Here is a 16613-nt window from a genome sequence, read left to right as displayed (position 1 = left end):
CGAAGCTGGCGGCGAGGTCGTTCACCGGAGCTCCTTGCGGAACGCGCGGGTGGCCAGCGCCAGGCCGGCGGCGGCAAACGCCAGCATCAGCAGTCCCTGGAGCAGCAGGACGTGCACGCCCACGCCCTTGAGGAAGATCCCCCGCGTCACCACCAGGAAGTAGCGCGCGGGCACCAGCAGGCTGATGGCCTGCAGCGGAGCGGGCATGACATCAATGCTGAACATGAAGCCCGAGAGCAGGAACGCGGGCAGGAACGTGGCCACCATGGCCATCTGCGTGGCCAGAACCTGCGAGCGCGCCACCGCCGAGATGAACATGCCCAGACCCAGCGCGCCCACCAGGAACGCGGTGGCCAGGACCATCAGCAGCGCCGCGTTGCCGCGGAACGGCACGTGGAAGAGCAGCACCCCCACCACGCTGGCCAGCACCACGTCCGCGATGCCGATGCACAGGTAGGGCAGCAGCTTGCCCAGCACCACCTCCAGCCGGTGCACCGGGGTGGACGCCAGCTGCTCCATGGTCCCGCGCTCCCACTCGCGCGCGATGGTGAGCGAGGTGAGCATGGCCGCGATGATCATCATGATCACCGGGATCAGCCCCGGCACGATCATGTTGCGGCTGGCCAGCTCCTGGTTGAACCACACCCGGCTGCGGGTGGCCACCGGAAGGCGCATCCCGCTGGCGCGCAGCGCGACGCGGTTGGAGTAGGAGCGCACGATGCCCTGGGTGTAGCCCATCGCGATGGTGGCGGTGTTGGCGTCGCTGCCGTCCAGCAGCACCTGCAGCGGGGCGGTGCGCCCCGCGCCCAGGTCGGCGGCGAAGCCGCGGGGGATGACCAGCGCCACGCGCACCTTGCCGCGGTCCATCAGCGGCTCCACCTCCCGCACCCGCGCGGGACGCGCCGCCACGGTGAAGTAGCCGGAGGCGCGGAAGGCGTCCACCAGCTCCCGGCTGCGGGCGGTGCCGTCCAGGTCCACCGCCGCCAGCGGGATATTGTTCACGTCCCAGGTGATGGCGTAGCCGAACATCACCACCAGCAGCAGCGGCAGCACGAACGCCATCCACATGCTGCGGCGGTCGCGGCGCAGCTGCAGCAGTTCCTTGCGCGCGATCGCCAGCAGGCGACCGCGGTTCAGCCCGGGGCCGCTCCTACCCATCGATCGCGCCCCCCTCCTGGCGGACGCGGGAGATGAACACGTCCTCCAGCGACGGCGGGATCTCCGCCACCCCGGCCAGGCGGATGCCGCGGGAGCCCAGCGCGCCGGGTATCGCGGCGCGGACCGCGGCGACGTCCGCCACCGCCACGTGCACGGCGCGCCCGAACATGCCCGCCTCCAGCACCCCCGGGAGCAGGCGCAGCGCCTCCACCGACTCCGCGCCGTGGTCGGTGCGCACTTCCAGGATGGGCTCGCGCATGGCCGCGCGCAGCGCCGCGGGCGTGTCGAGCGCGATCAGCCGCCCGCGGTTCATGAGCGCCAGCCGGTGGCAGTACTCGGCCTCCTCCATGTAGTGCGTGCTCACGAACACGGTGGTGCCGGCCTCGGCCATGCCACCGATCAGGTCCCAGAAGGAGCGGCGGGAGATGGGGTCCACCCCGGAGGTGGGCTCGTCCAGGAACAGCACCGGCGGCTCGTGCAGCACCGCGCAGCCCAGCGCCAGGCGCTGCTTCCAGCCCAGCGGCAGTTCGCCGGTGAGGCGCCGCGTGTGCTCGGCCAGGCCCGCCATGCCCACCACCCAGTCGCGCCGCTCCGCCCGGCGCTCCCGCGCCACGCCATAGATGCCGGAGAAGAACGCGATGTTCTCGTCCACCGTCAGGTCGGCGTACAGCGAGAAGAGCTGCGACATGTAGCCCACGCGGCGCTTGATCTCGCGCGCGTCGCGGGCCACGTCGAAGCCCGCCACGGATGCGCGACCTGAGGAAGGTTTGAGCAGCGCGGTGAGCATCTTGATGGTGGTGGTCTTGCCGGCGCCGTTCGGCCCCAGGAAGCCGAAGATCTCCCCGGCGCGGACCTCGAAGCTGACGTGATCCACGGCGGTGAAGTCACCGAAGCGGCGCGTGAGATCGCCGGCGCTCGCGGCGAGGGGCGCCGGGGCGGGGCCCGCGCCCGGGGGGGCGACACCCGCGCCCGGACCCGCGTTCCGTTCGTCCATCATTCCGTCCCCGCCCGCTCGACGCGGTCGATGAACACGTCCTCCATGCCCGGCTCCGCGGGCTCCACGGATTCCACCTGGCAGCCCGCCGCGCGAAGCGCGGCGTCCAGCGGCGCGGCGGCGGTCCGGGCGGACGCCACCATCACGTGCAGCCGGTCGCCGAACACCGCCGCGTGGCGCACGCCCGGGTGCCGCAGCGCCACGTCGCGCGCCTGGCGCAACGGCCCGGCCTTCACCGCGAGCATGTCCCCGGCGAGCGCGTCCTGCAGCGCGGCGGGCGTGTCCAGCGCCAGTACGCGCCCGCGGTGCAGGAGCACCAGCCGGTCGAACCGCTCCGCCTCGTCCATGTATGCGGTGCTCACCACCACCGTGGTGCCGGCGGCCACCATGTCGTGCACGATCAGCCACAGATCGCGCCGCGAGATGGGATCCACCCCGAAGGTGGGCTCGTCCAGCAGCAGGATCTCGGGCTGGTGCACCAGCGCGCAGGACAGGCCCAACTTCTGCTTCATCCCCCCCGAGAGCTGCCCGGCCAGGCGATCGCGGAACGGGCCCAGGCTGGAGAAGCGGAACAGCCGCTCCAGCCTGGCCGGCCGCTCCGCGGCAGGCACGCTGTAGAGGTCGGCGTAGAAATTGAGGTTCTCGAGCACGGTGAGGTCCTGGTACAGACCGAAGCGCTGTGACATGTACGCCAGCGAGGGCTTCACGCCCTCGGGGTCGCGCGCCACGCTCACCCCCAGCAGCCGGGCGTCGCCGGAGCTGGGCCGCATCACGCCCGCCAGCATGCGCAACGTGGTGGTCTTCCCGGCGCCGTCGGGGCCCACCAGGCCGAACAACTCCCCGCGGCCCACGGTGAAGGTAAGCCCGTCCACGGCCACCAGCTCGCCGAAGCGCCGCGTGAGGCCTTCGACCTCGATGACCGGCGGGCGCGCCGGCTGGGCGCCCCCGGGCTCCGGCGCGCTCATCGCCTGGGCGACTCCAGGCGGACGTCCGCGGGCATGCCCGGTTTCAGCTCGTGCCTGGGATCCCCGTCAATCTGCACCTTCACGGCGTACACCAGCTTCACGCGTTCCTCTGCCGTCTGCACGCTCTTGGGTGTGAACTCCGCCTCGCTGGCGATGAACACCACGCGGCCCTCGTATTTCTTGCCCCTGTAGGTGTCGGACGTGATGGCGGCCGGCTGGCCCAGGCGCACCGCCCCCACCCGGTCTTCGCGCACGTAGATGCGCACCCACCGGTCGGCGGGGTTCATGAGCGTCAGCACCGGCGAGCCGGCGCCGAGCACCTCCCCGGGCTCCCGGTGGCGCACGGTGATCACGCCGTCGAAGGGGGCGCGCACCGTCATGTTGTCCAGGGTGGCCCGCAGTCCGCGCACCGCGGCCTCCGCCTGCGCCAGCTGCGCGCGCTGCGCCGCGATGCGCTCCTTGCGCGGGCCGGCCTGCATCAGCTGCATCTGCTCGCGCGCCTGGCTGTGCTGGCTCTTCGCGACGTCGAAGGCCACCTGGGCCTTGTCCAGCGCCTGCTCGCTCACGGCGCCGTCCCCGCGCAGCCGCGAAGTGCGGTCCAGGTCGGACTTCGCGTCCGCCAGCCGCCGCCCGGCGGCGACCAGGCCGTCGCGGGCCTGCGCCACTTCCTCGGAACGGAACCCCTTCTCCAGCTCGTCCAGCGCCGCGCGGGCCGCGTCGCGCTGCGCCTCGGCCTGCTGCAGGCGGGCCACGGCCTCGGCGCGGTCGAGGACCGCAAGCTCGGCCCCGGTCCGCACCGTCTCGCCCTCGCGGACGGCGATCGACTCGATCCTGCCGGGGGCCTGGAAGCCGAGCTGGGCGTCGGTGGCCTCCACGGTTCCCGACGCGGCCACCGCCCCGCCGTCGCCGCGGAGGCGCAGCACGACGACCGTGGCCACGGCCGCCACGATCAGCAGGGGCACCACGATACGGACTGGTTTCGGGATCATCTCGAACTCTCCTGGGGTGCGGGCGGCGCGACACGCGCGGCGCCCCGTTCATCGGACAGACAGCGTTTCAGTTCGTCGAACATGTCCATGGCGGTGGCACGCAGCGGCAGCGTTCGCCCGGAGATCATCCAGCGCATCCCCGCGGACTGCGTGACCGCGAGCGCGAGATTGGCCAGGCGCGCGGCCCGGGCCCGGGAGCGGCGGCCACCCTGGGCGCGCAGGAACAACCCGGTCATGCGCGCGTGCAGCAGATCCTGGACCTGGACGGCCTTGCCCTGGAGTCCGCGGGACACCGGCGCCGCGTGCCCGCTCAGCACCACCAGCGGCGCGCCCCCGGTCTGCTCCACGAATTCCAGCAGCGTGAGCACCAGGCCCCGGGCGCCCTGCCAGGCGTCGCCCGGGGGGCGGTACGCCTCGATACGCCGACGCAGCTCGTCGGCGGCGCGGCCCACGGCGTCGGCGAGGATGTCCTCCTTGCCCGCGTAGTGGCGGAACAGGCACGCCTCGGACACGCCCACGCGGCGCGCCAGCGCCGCGGTGGTCCAGGCGTGCAGGCCCTCCTCCGCCAGGATGGCCAGGGTGGCCGCGGCGATCTCCGCGCGCCGCTCCTCGGCCGCCTTGCGCCGGCGCACCGGCGGGCGGGCCGCGGCGCGGGAGTCGGGGTTGGGTCGGGTTCCCATCGTAAGTGAATATTTACTTACTTTCCATTCCAAGTCAAGCGCCCGCCCCCGGATCCCCGGGCTCCGGGGGCAGAAGTCTCCGGAACACTGTCTCGCCGGTGCGGGCCATCTCCCGCAGGTAGGGCCGGCACAACCCGCAGCCCATGCCGGCCCCGGTGCAACGCATGAGCTCCTCCAGCGAACCGCCCGCCTGCAGGCGCTCCCGGAGACGGGCAAAGGTCCAGCCGCTGCACAGGCAGGTGTCCACGCGGATCGGGTCCATGGTCCTGTCTTGGATGAGCCCTGCCCGGTCGGGGAGCGGACGCACGACCCGCCTGGGACGTCTTGACGTCGCAGTTGTCGTGGATGCATACTGCCCATATGGGCAGTATGCATGGAAGAGCCCCGCAGGCGGGCGCGGAGCACCGGCCCGCAAGGCACGAGCCGTGAAGGTGGAGCTGCTGGACGAGCCGGTGGCCTGCCGCGCCGAATTCTCCGCCGGGCGCGTCACGCCCCTGGCCTTCACGCGGGGAGGGCGCGAGATCGTTGTGACGCAGGTGCACGCGCGCTGGGTGGACCGCGCGGGCCGTCACCCGCGGTTCCACTTCTCCGCCGGGACCGAGGGCGGCGAGATCTTCGAGCTGCGCCTGGACGCCGCCGACATGCAGTGGCGGGTGCAGGCGGTGCTGATCGAGTGACGAGCGGGGGCGGCGCCTCCCCGCGGGGCCGGGGCGGGAGCGACTCATGATCCTCCATGTGGACATCGACGCCTTCTTCGCGCAGGTGGAGCAACTGCGCTACCCGCCGCTGCGCGGTCGCCCGGTGATCGTGGGCGCGGGCGTCATCGCCTCGTGCTCCTACGAGGCGCGCCGCCACGGGCTGCGGGCGGGCATGCGGCTCTCCGAGGCGCGGCGGCGCTGCCCGGGCGTGGTGATCCTGGAGGGCTCGGCGCAGACCTACCGGTGCTTCGCGGAGGCCATCTTCGAACTGTGCGGGGGCGTGAGCGGCGCGGTGGAGTCGTACCTGGACGAGGCCTACCTGGACCTTGCGGGCACCGAGCGCTACCACGGCGACCCGGTGGCGGCGGCCGCGCGGCTCAAGGAGCGCATCCGTCGCGAGGTGGGGCTGACCGTGAGCGTGGGGATCGGCCCCAACCGCATGCTGGCGAAGCTGGCGTGCAAGATTCGCCGCCCCGACGGGCTGAACCACATCACCGCCGGGGAGGCCCCCGCGTTCCTGGAGGGCCGTCCCGTGGAGGATCTGCCCGGCGTGGGGCCGCGCACCGCGAGGCGCCTCAGGGGGCTCAACATCACCACCGTCGCCGCGCTGCGCGCGGTGCCGCGCGAGGCGCTGGCGCGGCTGCTGGGTGCGGCCGGCGAGGCGCTCCACGAGCGCAGTCACGGGCGCGACACGCGCGCCGTGGGCCCGCGCGAGATCCCGGGGAGCGTGAGCCGCGAAACCAGCTTTCACTCCCCCGCCACCGACACCGGGGAGATCGAGGGCATGCTGGGCTACCTGGCCGGCCGCCTGGGCCGCGCCCTGCGCGAGCTGGGGCTGGCGGCGCGCACCGTGGGCTGCTCGATGCGCACCTCCGACGGCCAGGGCGACACGCGCTCGCGCACCCTGGCCGAACCCACCGACCTCGACTCGCTGCTGTTCGAGACGGCGCGCGACCTGCTGCGCCGCATGCACACGCGCCGCGTGGCGCTGCACCTGGTGGGGGTGCGCGCCACCGGCCTGGGCCCGGCGGGCGGGCGCCAGGGCCGCCTCTTCGACGCCGACCCCGCGCGCGAGGCCTCGCTGCTGGGCGCGCTGGACGAGGTGCGCGGGCGCTTCGGCCACGGCGCGGTGGTCTCGGGCGGCGCGCTGCACCTGCTGGGCAGGCTGGAGCAGAACGAGCATGGGTTCGTGCTTCGTACCCCTTCACTCACAAAGTGACGGCTCGTGGCTGCGCGGGTGCGCGTCGCCGGGCGAGCTGGCGCGTGCCGCCGCGCGCGCGGGCCACGCGGCGCTGGCGCTGGCCGACGTGGAGAGTCTCGCGCACGCCGTCACCTTCTTCCGCGCGGCGCGGGCCGAGGGCGTGCGGCCCATCCTGGGCCTGGAACTGCGCCGCCCGGAGTGCGCCGCGCTGCTGCTGGCGCGCGACCGCGAGGGCTACGCGCGGCTGTGCGCGCTGGCCACGGCCGCGGCCATGGAGCCCGGTTTCGACGCGGCGGCGGCGCTGCTCGGGGACGCCCGCGGGCTGTTCGTGCTCTCCGACCACGCGGCCACGCTGCGCCGGCTGGCCCCGCTGCCGGAAGGCACGGCGTTCACGCGGCTGCGCGCCGGTTGCGGCGCCCCCGCGCTGGCGCAGCGCGCCGCCCGGCTGGCGCACGAGGCGCACCGGCCGCTGGTGGCCACCGGGGAGACGCTGTGGCTGGAGGAGCCGCAGCGCGAACTGCGGCGCGCGCTGGAGGCCGCGCGCAGGAAGACGCTCGCGGCGCGCGTGCCGCCGGAGTCCGCCGCCCCCGCACACGCGCGGCTGCTGGGGCCGGAGGCGGCGGAGCGCGAGTTCGAGGCGTTCCCGGGCGCGCGCATCCGCAACGCCGCGCTGGCGGAGGCGTGCCGCGTGGACATCCTGCCCGGCCGGCCCATCTTCCCGGCGGTGGACGTGCCCTCGGGAGATCCGCTGGAACACCTCCGGGCGCGCTGCGAGGAGGGCCTGCACGCGCGCTACGGCCCGTGCCGGCTCCCCGCCGCGCGCCGGCGGCTGAGGCACGAGCTGGCGCAGGCGCACGGCATGGGCTTCACGCCGTACTTCCTGCTGGTGGCCCGCATCATGGATTTCGCCCGCGGCGCGGGCATCCCCAGCGTGGGCCGCGGCTCGGGCGCCAGCAGCGTGATCGCGTACGCGCTGGGCATCACCAACGTGGACCCGCTGGAACACCGGCTGTTCTTCGAGCGCTTCCTGCACCCCGAACGCCCGGACTGCCCCGACCTGGACATCGACCTGTGCTGGAAGCGGCGCGAGGAGGTGATCGCGCACGTGCAGCGCGCGTGGCCCGGCGGGCTCACCGCGATGATCGCCACGCACGCCACGTTCGGGTTCCGCTCCGCCTTCCGGGAGACCGCCAAGGCGCTGGGAGTCGGCCCCGCGGACACCGACCGGCTGGCGGCGCGACTGCCGCGGTCGCTGGAGACGACCGCCAGCGAGGTGCACGCCGCGCTCGCGGAGCACCCGCCCGCGCGCCGCGTGGACTGGCGCGAGCCGGAGCTGGACGCCGCGCTGCGCCTGGCCGCGTCGCTGGAGGGCCGCCTGCACCACCTCGGGATGCACCCCGGGGGGGTGGTGATCGCCGACCGGCCGCTCACGCACTACACGGCGCTGGCCCGCTCGCCGCGCGGCGTGACCATCACGCAGTGCGAAATGCGCGCGGTGGAGGCGCTGGGGCTGGTGAAGATGGACCTGCTCGGAAACCGTGCGCTCTCGGAGATCGCGGAGACGGTGGCGGCGGTGGGCGACGGTGGTTCCGCGCGAGCGTCGGCGTTGGGCGGGCGGGGAGAAGACGGGTCGCGCCTCGGTTCCGTTCTGTCAGCCGCCCGCGCCCCCGACGGCGACCCCGCCACCGTCGCGCTGCTGCAGACCGGGCGCACGCTTTCCTGCTTCCAGCTGGAGTCTCCGGCCATGCGTCACCTGCTGCGACAGATGCGCCCGGCGAGCCTCGCGGACACCGTCGCGGCGGTGGCGCTCATCCGTCCGGGGCCGTCGGACTCGGGCATGAAGGAGCGCTACCTCCGCCGGCTGCACGGGCTGGAGCCGGTGAGCGTGCCGCACCCGTGGCTGCGCGAGGCGCTGGAGCCCACGCTGGGGTTGCTGCTCTACGAGGAGGACGTGATGACGGTGGCCGCGGCCATGCTGGGGCAGCCGCTGGCCGACGGGGACCTGGTGCGGCGCGCCATCTCCGCGACCCACACCGACGCCGAGCGCGCCGCGCTGGGGCACACCTTCATCGCCCGGTGCGTGCAGCGCGGGGTGGAGGAGGCGGTGGCGCGGGAGGTGTGGGCGTCCCTGGCGCGCTTCGCGGCGTACTCTTTCTGCAAGGCGCACGCCGCGGGCTACGGGGCGCTGGCGTGGCACGCGGCCTACCTCAAGGCGCACCACCCGGTCGAGTTCTATCGTGCGGTGGCCAACCACCACCAGGGGATGTACCCGCTGTGGGTGCACCTGGAGGAGGCGCGGCGGGTCGGCGTGGAGGTGCGCGGGCCGGCCGTGAATGCGTCCGAGGAGGAATTCACGCTCGAGGACGCAGGCCTCCATCGCGCAGTCCGCGCCGGCCTGGCCACCGTGGCCGCGCTCTCCGCGGCCTCGCGCGCGCGCCTGCTCGCCGCGCGCCGCGCCGACGGACCGTTTGCCTCGCTGCCCGACTTCCTGGCGCGCGCGCGTCTGCCGGAGCGGGAGTGCGCCGCGCTCATCGAAGCGGGAGCGTTCGACTTCACCGGCCGCACCCGCGCCGCGCTGCTCTTCGAGCTCGCCGCCACGCGCGACGCCTACCGTGACGCGCAGCCCGGCGGACTGTTCCCGGGCCACCGCGCACCGTGCGCGCTGCCGGACCTGCCGGAGTTCGAGCCGCTGGAGTCGATGACGCGCGAAATGAAGGCCGCGGGCTTCGCCGTCAGCGGCCCGCCGCTCCTGCCGTGGGCTGGCGTGCTGGGGGAGCTCCGCCCCGCGCCCGCGGACACGCTGGAGCGACGCGTGGGCCGCGAGGTCCGCGTGGCGGGCCTGCCGTGCGCCGCGCGGCGCGTCCGCGCGCGCGACGGGCGCCGCATGCTCTTCCTGACGCTGGCCGCGGCCACCGGCCTGGTCGAGTGCACCTTCTTCCCCGACGCCTACGCGCTGGCTCCCCCGCCGGTCGAGGGCGGCCCGCTGCTGGTGGAAGGCCGCGTGGAGGAGCAGATGGGCGCGGTCACCGTCACGGCCCGGCGGTGGTCGCGACTGCCGGATCCCCGGCCGGGCGATGCGGGCCCACGCGCGGCGGATGTGAGCGCCCGCACGCGGGATGCCCGCGCGGACTCCGGCAGTCTCCCGCTCCCCCGCGCCGCTGCGCGCCCCGCCACTCCGTGGTAAGGTCGCGGGCCATGGGTCCGCGCGCCGAGATCAACACACCCCACCGACCCGCCGAACCGCCCGGCCTCGGCCCGGCCACGTGGTGGACCGTCGCCGCGCTGGCCGCGGTGCGCCTCGCCATCGTCCTGTTCGGCCCCTACAACCTCTCCCCCGACGAAGCCTACTTCTGGGAATGGTCGCGCCACCCCGCGTTCGGCTACTACGACCAGGGACCGATGGTCGCGTGGGCCATCCGCGCGTTCACCCTGCTGCTGGGCGACACCGAACCGGGCGTTCGAGCCGGGGCGCTCGCGATGGGCTCGGCGACGCTGCTGCTCCTCGCCTCGCTGGTGCGCCGCCTGGGAGGTTCACGCCGCGCGGGGTGCCTGGCGGTGCTGGCAGTCTCGCTCACCCCGCTCGGGCAACTCAACGCGATCGTCATGACCTACTACCTGCCGCAGCTGGTGCTGTGGGCCCTGGTGATGCACACGCTGTGGGAGCTTCGCGGCGGGGCCGGCGACACGGCCGCACGTGGCGCCGCCACGGCGCCGGCTCACGGTGCGGACCGCCCGGCCGGCGCCCCGCGCGCGTGGCTGGCCCTGGGCCTGTGGCTGGGGCTCGGCGGGCTCACGCATCACACGTTCCTGTGGCTGGGTCTCGTCGCCGCGGCGTGGCTGATCGCCACGCCCGCCACGCGGCGGGCGTTCACCGGGCCCTGGCCGTACGTGGCGGCGCTGGTGGCGGTGGCGGTGGTCTCGCCCTACCTCGCGTGGAACGCGCAGCACGACTGGGTGGGCCTGAGACACGCGCTGGGGCTGGTGCGCGTGGAGACGCCGACGTGGCGGGGCATCCGTTGGGGAGGCGTGGCGTACTACGTCGAGGGGCAGTTCGCGGTGCTCACGCCGGTGTACTTCGCTTCCGCGCTGGTGGCCATCGGGTCGGCGGCAGCCCGCGCGCGGCGCGACGACGGCGCGCGGCTGCTCGCGCTGGGCACCTGGCCGCTGTTCGCCTACGTGGCCACGCTGGCGTTCGCGGGCCGCTCGGAAGCCAACTGGACCTCGGCCGCCACGCTGGGGCTGGCCGCCGCATGGGCGCTGCGCGTGGACGCGGCCTGGGCGCGCCGGGGGTGGATGCCGCTCGTCGTGCCCGCGGCGCTGGGCACGGCGCTGGCGCTCACGCTGGCCGCGCATGGCGCCCCGCTCTTCTGGAGCCTGGGAGGCGACGCCTCGCGGCCGGACCGGGACCCGCTGCACCGCCTGCACGGCTGGCGGCGGCTGGGCGAAGAGGTGTACGCCGCGCGGCGCGCGCTCGCGGGGCCGACGCCGGCGGTGGCGGCGACGGTGGATGACTACGCCATCCCCGCCGAGCTGTCCTTCTACGCGCCCGACCACGCTCCCACCTGGTGCCCGCCGATCGGGCGGCGGCATCACCAGTACGACTTCTGGGCCCCCGGCGCGCCGCCTCCCGGCGGCAGCGCGGTGTGGGTGACGCGCTCCCCGCTGGCGGGCGACGACCCGGTGCGCGGGCTGTTCCGGGTTTGGAGCGCCGCGCGCGAGGTCCCGATCGTGGAACCGTGGACCGGGGTGGTGCGGCGGCGGTTCTACCTCTACGAATGCCGGGGCTTCCTCGGCGTGCCGCAGGACCGGCTGAGGGAGTTCTGAGCCGGCCCGCCGTCAGCGGGTGGACGAAGTGTCGGGCGCCGCGAGGGCCGCCAGCGTGTCCCACTCGGCCGGCTGGAGACGGAAGCGTTTCCTCATGCGGTCCAGGCCCTTCATCCAATCCTCGCGCGTCATGTCACCGGGATCGGGCAGATCGTGACACCCCTGGCATCTCCGCTCCATCAACTTCCAGCCGTAGGTCTCGGGGCGGGCCGCGCGACGGGATGGCCCCGGCGCGCAACCCGCGGCCACGAGCAGTGCCAGGAGCCCCAGGAGCGCGGGCGGCACGAGACGAGCCCGCGGGACGGGCGAGGCGGGCGCCGGGCGCCGCTCCAGGCGCGCGGACGGGTTCGGCGTCCCACGCGAGACGTGCGGCGCGCCGCCCATCACAGGTCGACGCCCAGGATCGCGCGCACCTGGGTGCGCTCGAAGTCCACCAGGTTCCGGTGTCCCGAGGAGCGGGGGCTGCCCGAGATCTGGGGCATCACCGCCAGCGAGAGCTGCACCTTCTCCGACTGCAGATTGAGGCACGGGCCGGCGGAGAACATGGACGCGGACTTGGCCCCGAAGTTCGGGTACTCCGCCACGTAGCGGGCCTCCAGGCCCAGGGCCACGTGCGAGTTCACGTCGAAGGCGATTCCGCCGGACAGGCTCAGCTTGAACTCGTTGCGCAACACCTCGCCGCTCTCCAGCAACTCCTCCGCGTCGTGTCGGTACTCGAACTCCCCGGCCGCGTTGAAGGCCGCCAGGATGTGCCCCGCGCGGTGCGCCAGGAGCAGCTTCGGTTCCAGCTCGATCTCGTCGCCGGTCTCCGTCACTTCGAAGTACACGGCGGGATCGCCGGGAAGCCGGCCGGGCTCGGCCAGCGAGTAGATCAACTCCAGGGAGGGGGCCTTGAAGCGCAGCGCCTCTCCCGGCGGCTGGCTGAAGTTGAGGTAGGCGGATGCGGTCAGGCGGTGCGTGATCCCGTACTCGAATTCGACGCGTGGATCCCACTGGGTGTGCTGCGTGGAATCCTGCTTGCCGGTCTTCGCCGTGAGCCACGTCTCCAATTCCAGGGTGCCGGCCGGCGGGCGGTACGGTGTGTACGAGTAGAGGAAATAGCGTCGGTCCGCGCGCGCGATGCCCGCAAGCGCCGGCAACAGCAGGACCGCGAGCATGCAGACGGAAAGGCGGGTACGCAGGCCGGCGCGCGCGATGGCGGGCCGGCCGCTGCGGTCAGGCATCCTTCTCATTCGGCTCTCCCTTCGGTTCGAGGCAGAAGATCTCCACGGGCCCGTGGGCCCGGCATGTGGAACAGGGAAGCTCCGTGCCGCACTGGCGGTGGAACCCCTGGAAGCGGTCCAGGAGCCGGCGCTGTTCCTCGTCCTCCGAGGCAAACCGCAGCAGGTCCAGCATTCGGTCGGCGGCGTCGTGGCTGATCACGTGCTCCCAGCGGCACGCCTCGGCGGAGGCCCGGTCGGGCGGCAGGCCCAGGACGTCGGTGAGAAACGTCAGGACGATCTTGAAGCGGCCCCGGACATCCATGGCCACGCGCCGGCCGGGGGGCGTGAGCTTCGGAAAGCGGGCGGCATCGAAGCGCACCAGGCCGCGCTCCTCCAGGTGTCCCAGGGCGATGGAAACCGAGCCCTTGGTGATCCCCAGCCGCGTCGCGATGTCCACCACGCGCGCGTAGCCGCGCTCCTCGCGGAGCTCGAGGATGGCCCGCAGATAGTGCTCGGTGCTCACCGCCAGCCCGTGGCGGTTTCGAAGTGGGGATGTTGACATGGCGACCTCCGGTAGCTTATAGACAACCACGGTTTGTTGACACAAACTATAGGACGACAAACACACCCCTGTCAACACCTTCTTTCTGGTCTCCGTCTCGAGGGGGGGGTGGAGGGGGTGGACCTACCGGCTCACGGTGCTATCGGCTCATCACGTTGTGCGGCGCCGCGCTGTTGTTGGTCCAGGTCACGGTCTCACCCACCCGCACCGAATCCTCGCTGGCCGAAAGCGTGTAACACCCGCCACCGCTGCTCAGGGTAACAGTCGTGTGGTGGTGTGCCGCCTGGATGGCCGCGGAAGCCGGCACCACCACCACCGTGCCGAAGAGCCCCTGGCACGTGCCGTGGATGGTGCACTTGTACGGGAAGTTGCCGGTGGTGTTGAAAGTGTGGGGGTAGCTCTCGCCACCGTTGAGCGTCGGGGAGGAGAGTTCCGTGCCGGTACCGGGGTTGGGGTTGCCGGGGGCGTTGCTTTCGTAGCAGGACGTCAGCAGCCCGGCCACGGCGAACAGGACCAGGGGTGGCGCGAGGGCGAATCTGCTCTTCATGCATGATCCCTTCGCGGCCAGGACGGACGATGCGGCACTCTCTTGGATGCGGCGGACGGAGCCGGCGATGCTGGCAACCGGGGAGCGGGGCCTCTATACTGCGCGCCATGTCCAACCGCGCCCCGCGCCGACCCGCCTCCCTGGCTTGCGCCGGCTGCCTGGTGCTCGCGGGGCTCTTCGCGAGCCCGGCCAGGCCCGCCGCCCCCGATCCCATCGCAGCGTTCCAGCAGGAGCTGGAGCGGGGCACCAAGCTGGCCGCGTCCTCCCCCGCCACCGCCCTTCAGCACTACAAGCGTGCCTACGCCCTGGCCCACGCCACCGGGCTGGACTCGATGGAGGCCGTGTCCCTGCTCCGCATCGGCCAGGTGGAACTGGGTCGCGACGGGGCGCGCGCACGCATCGTGCTGCACGCCGCGCTGCCGCTGTGGCGCGCTCGCGGGGATTCCTCCGGGGTGGCGCGCACCCTGGCCGCCCTGGCCGAGGCGGAGCGCCGCGACGGCCGCCCGGACCAGGCCGTGGCGCTGCTGGAGCAGGCTGCGCAGGCCGCCCGCCAGCCCCGCGAACAGGCCCGGCTATGGCTGCAATGCGCCGCAATCGACAAGGACCTCGACGACGCGCTGGCCCGGGGCCGTCACCTGGAGCGCGCCGCCCGGGCCGCGCAGGATTCGCGCGATCCCGGCCTTGCCGCGCTGGCGGCCGCCGCGCGCGCGCGCCAGCTGTACCTGCAGCGGGCCCTGCCCTCCGCCGAGGCGATGCTCACCGGCGCCGGCGGCGGGGGCGACGTGGCGCCGCTGCCGCCCCGGGCGCGCGCGGCACTTCTCCTGGCGCACGCGGATCTGAATTCCGAGACCGGCTGGTACGCTGCCGCGGCCCGCGACCTGGACCAGGCGGAGCCGCTCTCGTCCGCCGATTCCACCGGCGAGATCCGGCTCGCGCTGCTGGAGCGGCGAGGCGCGCTGGCGTGGACCGGCGGCGATTCGGACTCGGCGGCCACGATCTACCTGGCGCTGCGCGCGGCGGCCCGCGCGGCCGGGGCGAATGACATTGCAGCCCGGGCGGCGCTGGCCCTCGGGCGCATCGAGCTGCACTCCTCGAACCCCGCCGGCGCGCGCACCTGGGCCGGCGCGGTGGCGGGCCACGGCGCCGCGGCCGCCCCTTCGATCGCCCTGGGCGCGACGCTGCTGCACGGGCTGGCCTCGCTGGCCGACCACCGCACCGCCTCCGCGCGCGTCGAGCTGACGAGGGCGCGCCTCGAAGCGCTGCGCCTGGGCGAGCCCGAGATGGAGGCCGCCGCGGACCAGGCCCTGGGGGACGCCGAGACACTCGATGCCCGACCGGACGCCGCGTTTCGCTGGTACGCCCGCGCCGCGGCGGCTCTGTCGCGCGCCGAGACCGCCCGCTGGATGCAGGACGGACCGCGCGTGCCGGCCTGGGTCGCGAGCGACGGCCTGCTGCGTCGGCGCCTGAACGTGGCGCTCATGGAGCCCAACCCGGCGCGCGGCTGGCAGCTGCAGGAGGACGCCCGCGCCGCGGCGCTGCTGCGCGCGCTGGAGGGTCCGGGCGCCGCGCGGCTGCGCCTCTGGACGCCGCAGGAGCGGGCCCTCGCATCCGCCCTGGCCGTGGAACTGGCCGCATCCCGCGCGCGCCCTCCGGCGGGCGAAGACGGCTGGCTGCCCCTGGTGCGCGCCGCCGACAGCCTGCAGTCCGCGGTGGACGCCCGGCTCCTGGCCGCGCGCCACTTGCGCCCCGCGGCCGTATCCGAGGTGCAGCGCGCGCTGCGCCCCGGCGAGGCCCTGCTCACGTACTCCCTGGCGGCCGACGGCGCCTGCGTGTGGATTGCCACGCACGATTCGCTGGTCCGGGTGGACCTGGGCCCGTCTCTGGATCTGGTGCCGGCCTGCCGCCTGGCCTCGCGGGGCAGCGACAGCTCCGCCGCGATGCTTCGGGACCGGCTGGCCCGGCCGGTCGAGCCCCGCCTGCCGCCGGGGCTCACCCGCCTGGTGCTCGTCCCCGACCCCGAAATGGTGACCGTCCCGTCCAGCCTGCCGTGGAGCATCCCGCCGCAGGCGAACCCGGCCGCCGGCACCGCGGGTGCTGCCGAACCGGCGCGCGCGGTGGCCGCCTCGGCCGGCTCGTGGGCGTGGCTCTCGACGCGGCCGGCCGCGCGCACGGGCCGCTCCTCGTGGGTGGGAGTCGCGCCGGGCTCGCTGTCGCCGGTATCGGAGGGGAACGGCACCCCGGAGGCACCCGATTCCGCGGGCCCCGGCCCGGATTGGTTCCGCGCGGGAGCCGGCGGCCGTGCCGTGGGCACCCCCGTGCGGATCGCCCAGCGTGCCGGGTGCACGGTCCTCCTGGGGCCCGCTGCGGCGCGCGCCACCGGCGGGAACCACGCGGGAGGCGCGATGGCGGAATCCCCCGGCCTCGCGGCCCTGGCCCGCGCGCACGCAGCGCTGGAAACCGGTGTCTCGGTCGTCGCTGTGCAGGTGGGGGGCCCTCCGCCGTCCGGCCCTCCGGGGGCCGCACCGGGGCGGGGGGACGCGGATCCCACATCCGCCTGGATGTCCGCGTTCCACTCCCGGCTCCAGGCCGGGGCCAGCGCCGCGCGCGCCGCGGCGGCTGCGGACTCCGCCGCACCGGGCCCGGCGTTCCTGGTGCTGGGCTCCGCCTTCGAGTCCGTCCGGCTGGCGCCGGAGTTGCGCGTGGTCCCGTGGGTCGGCGCGGTGGCGCTGGCCACGCTGGCGCTGGTGGTGATCGTGCTGCTGGCAGGAGCCGCCCGCGGCCGCAGGGAGTAGC

At 74.4% G+C, this 16613-nt stretch carries 15 protein-coding genes; 5 read left to right on the top strand and 10 right to left on the bottom strand.

Translation table 11 applies throughout. The features are described 5' to 3' along the window. Positions 1–21: 21 nt before the first annotated feature. Genes HZB25_07150 through HZB25_07125 form a run of 6 tightly spaced genes read right to left on the bottom strand, consistent with a single transcriptional unit; the run spans position 22 to position 5039 of the window. Positions 22–1158, bottom strand: a complete 1137-nt coding sequence (locus HZB25_07150; GenBank protein ID MBI5837003.1) for an ABC transporter permease — start codon at positions 1156–1158, stop codon at positions 22–24. Continuing rightward, entirely contained in the window at positions 1151–2152 is a 1002-nt protein-coding gene (locus HZB25_07145; GenBank protein ID MBI5837002.1) for an ABC transporter ATP-binding protein, read from the bottom strand. The genes HZB25_07150 and HZB25_07145 overlap by 8 nt, the downstream gene beginning before the upstream one ends. Continuing rightward, the gene (locus tag HZB25_07140) at positions 2152–3117 is read right to left on the bottom strand and encodes an ABC transporter ATP-binding protein (GenBank protein ID MBI5837001.1); all 966 of its coding nucleotides are present in this window, start codon (positions 3115–3117) and stop codon (positions 2152–2154) included. Before HZB25_07140 ends, HZB25_07145 begins: the two co-directional genes overlap by 1 nt. Next, positions 3114–4106, bottom strand: a complete 993-nt coding sequence (locus tag HZB25_07135) for an HlyD family efflux transporter periplasmic adaptor subunit (GenBank protein ID MBI5837000.1) — start codon at positions 4104–4106, stop codon at positions 3114–3116. The genes HZB25_07140 and HZB25_07135 overlap by 4 nt, the downstream gene beginning before the upstream one ends. Then, complete coding sequence (locus tag HZB25_07130) at positions 4103–4786, bottom strand: TetR family transcriptional regulator (protein ID MBI5836999.1); 684 nt, start codon at positions 4784–4786, stop codon at positions 4103–4105. Before HZB25_07130 ends, HZB25_07135 begins: the two co-directional genes overlap by 4 nt. 34 nt (positions 4787–4820) lie before the next feature. Then, positions 4821–5039: a (2Fe-2S)-binding protein gene (locus tag HZB25_07125; GenBank protein ID MBI5836998.1), complete on the bottom strand. Its 219-nt coding sequence runs from the start codon at positions 5037–5039 to the stop codon at positions 4821–4823. A 172-nt stretch (positions 5040–5211) separates the two neighbouring features. Here HZB25_07125 and HZB25_07120 point away from each other — a divergent pair, with 172 nt between their 5' ends. From HZB25_07120 to HZB25_07105, 4 genes are read left to right on the top strand one after another with little or no spacing between them, the layout of a single operon-like run. Next, a complete protein-coding gene (locus HZB25_07120; GenBank protein MBI5836997.1) occupies positions 5212–5463 on the top strand; it encodes a hypothetical protein in 252 nt (83 codons plus the stop codon). A gap of 46 nt (positions 5464–5509) precedes the next feature. Next, positions 5510–6703 (top strand): DNA polymerase IV, encoded by a 1194-nt coding sequence (locus HZB25_07115; GenBank protein ID MBI5836996.1) that lies wholly within the window; start codon positions 5510–5512, stop codon positions 6701–6703. Next, positions 6666–9869 carry a DNA polymerase III subunit alpha gene (locus tag HZB25_07110; protein ID MBI5836995.1) on the top strand — a complete coding sequence of 1068 codons (3204 nt, stop codon included), beginning with the start codon at positions 6666–6668 and terminating at the stop codon, positions 9867–9869. The genes HZB25_07115 and HZB25_07110 overlap by 38 nt, the downstream gene beginning before the upstream one ends. Positions 9870–9880: 11 nt before the next feature. Continuing rightward, positions 9881–11509, top strand: a complete 1629-nt coding sequence (locus HZB25_07105; protein ID MBI5836994.1) for a glycosyltransferase family 39 protein — start codon at positions 9881–9883, stop codon at positions 11507–11509. Positions 11510–11521: 12 nt separating this feature from the next. Here the strand turns inward: HZB25_07105 and HZB25_07100 are convergent, their stop codons facing one another. From HZB25_07100 to HZB25_07085, 4 genes are all read right to left on the bottom strand, one after another. Continuing rightward, positions 11522–11794, bottom strand: a complete 273-nt coding sequence (locus tag HZB25_07100; GenBank protein MBI5836993.1) for a hypothetical protein — start codon at positions 11792–11794, stop codon at positions 11522–11524. Positions 11795–11892: 98 nt separating this feature from the next. Then, on the bottom strand, positions 11893–12741 hold the full coding sequence (locus HZB25_07095; protein MBI5836992.1) for a hypothetical protein: 849 nt from the start codon (positions 12739–12741) through the stop codon (positions 11893–11895). Beyond that, a complete protein-coding gene (locus HZB25_07090) occupies positions 12725–13273 on the bottom strand; it encodes a metal-dependent transcriptional regulator (GenBank protein ID MBI5836991.1) in 549 nt (182 codons plus the stop codon). The genes HZB25_07095 and HZB25_07090 overlap by 17 nt, the downstream gene beginning before the upstream one ends. A 139-nt stretch (positions 13274–13412) precedes the next feature. After that, positions 13413–13820, bottom strand: a complete 408-nt coding sequence (locus HZB25_07085; protein MBI5836990.1) for a hypothetical protein — start codon at positions 13818–13820, stop codon at positions 13413–13415. Positions 13821–13927: 107 nt separating this feature from the next. Here HZB25_07085 and HZB25_07080 point away from each other — a divergent pair, with 107 nt between their 5' ends. After that, positions 13928–16612 carry a hypothetical protein gene (locus HZB25_07080; GenBank protein MBI5836989.1) on the top strand — a complete coding sequence of 895 codons (2685 nt, stop codon included), beginning with the start codon at positions 13928–13930 and terminating at the stop codon, positions 16610–16612. Position 16613 lies beyond the last annotated feature (1 nt).

The sequence above is a fragment of the Candidatus Eisenbacteria bacterium genome (genome assembly GCA_016235265.1).
In the GTDB taxonomy this organism is placed as follows: domain Bacteria; phylum Eisenbacteria; class RBG-16-71-46; order RBG-16-71-46; family JACRLI01; genus JACRLI01.
Note: the sequence above shows the minus strand (reverse complement) of the source record. Positions and strands in the feature narration are given on the sequence as shown.

What these genes read in the sequence shown, in the direction of transcription:
- HZB25_07130 (MBI5836999.1), bottom strand. Translation starts at nt 4,786, where the DNA reads ATGGGAACCCGACCCAACCCCGACTCCCGCGCCGCGGCCCGCCCGCCG.
- HZB25_07110 (MBI5836995.1), top strand. Translation starts at nt 6,666, where the DNA reads ATGGGTTCGTGCTTCGTACCCCTTCACTCACAAAGTGACGGCTCGTGG.
- HZB25_07105 (MBI5836994.1), top strand. Translation starts at nt 9,881, where the DNA reads ATGGGTCCGCGCGCCGAGATCAACACACCCCACCGACCCGCCGAACCG.
- HZB25_07095 (MBI5836992.1), bottom strand. Translation starts at nt 12,741, where the DNA reads ATGAGAAGGATGCCTGACCGCAGCGGCCGGCCCGCCATCGCGCGCGCC.
- HZB25_07080 (MBI5836989.1), top strand. Translation starts at nt 13,928, where the DNA reads ATGTCCAACCGCGCCCCGCGCCGACCCGCCTCCCTGGCTTGCGCCGGC.
- HZB25_07140 (MBI5837001.1), bottom strand. Translation starts at nt 3,117, where the DNA reads ATGAGCGCGCCGGAGCCCGGGGGCGCCCAGCCGGCGCGCCCGCCGGTC.
- HZB25_07145 (MBI5837002.1), bottom strand. Translation starts at nt 2,152, where the DNA reads ATGGACGAACGGAACGCGGGTCCGGGCGCGGGTGTCGCCCCCCCGGGC.
- HZB25_07150 (MBI5837003.1), bottom strand. Translation starts at nt 1,158, where the DNA reads ATGGGTAGGAGCGGCCCCGGGCTGAACCGCGGTCGCCTGCTGGCGATC.
- HZB25_07115 (MBI5836996.1), top strand. Translation starts at nt 5,510, where the DNA reads ATGATCCTCCATGTGGACATCGACGCCTTCTTCGCGCAGGTGGAGCAA.
- HZB25_07090 (MBI5836991.1), bottom strand. Translation starts at nt 13,273, where the DNA reads ATGTCAACATCCCCACTTCGAAACCGCCACGGGCTGGCGGTGAGCACC.
- HZB25_07085 (MBI5836990.1), bottom strand. Translation starts at nt 13,820, where the DNA reads ATGAAGAGCAGATTCGCCCTCGCGCCACCCCTGGTCCTGTTCGCCGTG.
- HZB25_07135 (MBI5837000.1), bottom strand. Translation starts at nt 4,106, where the DNA reads ATGATCCCGAAACCAGTCCGTATCGTGGTGCCCCTGCTGATCGTGGCG.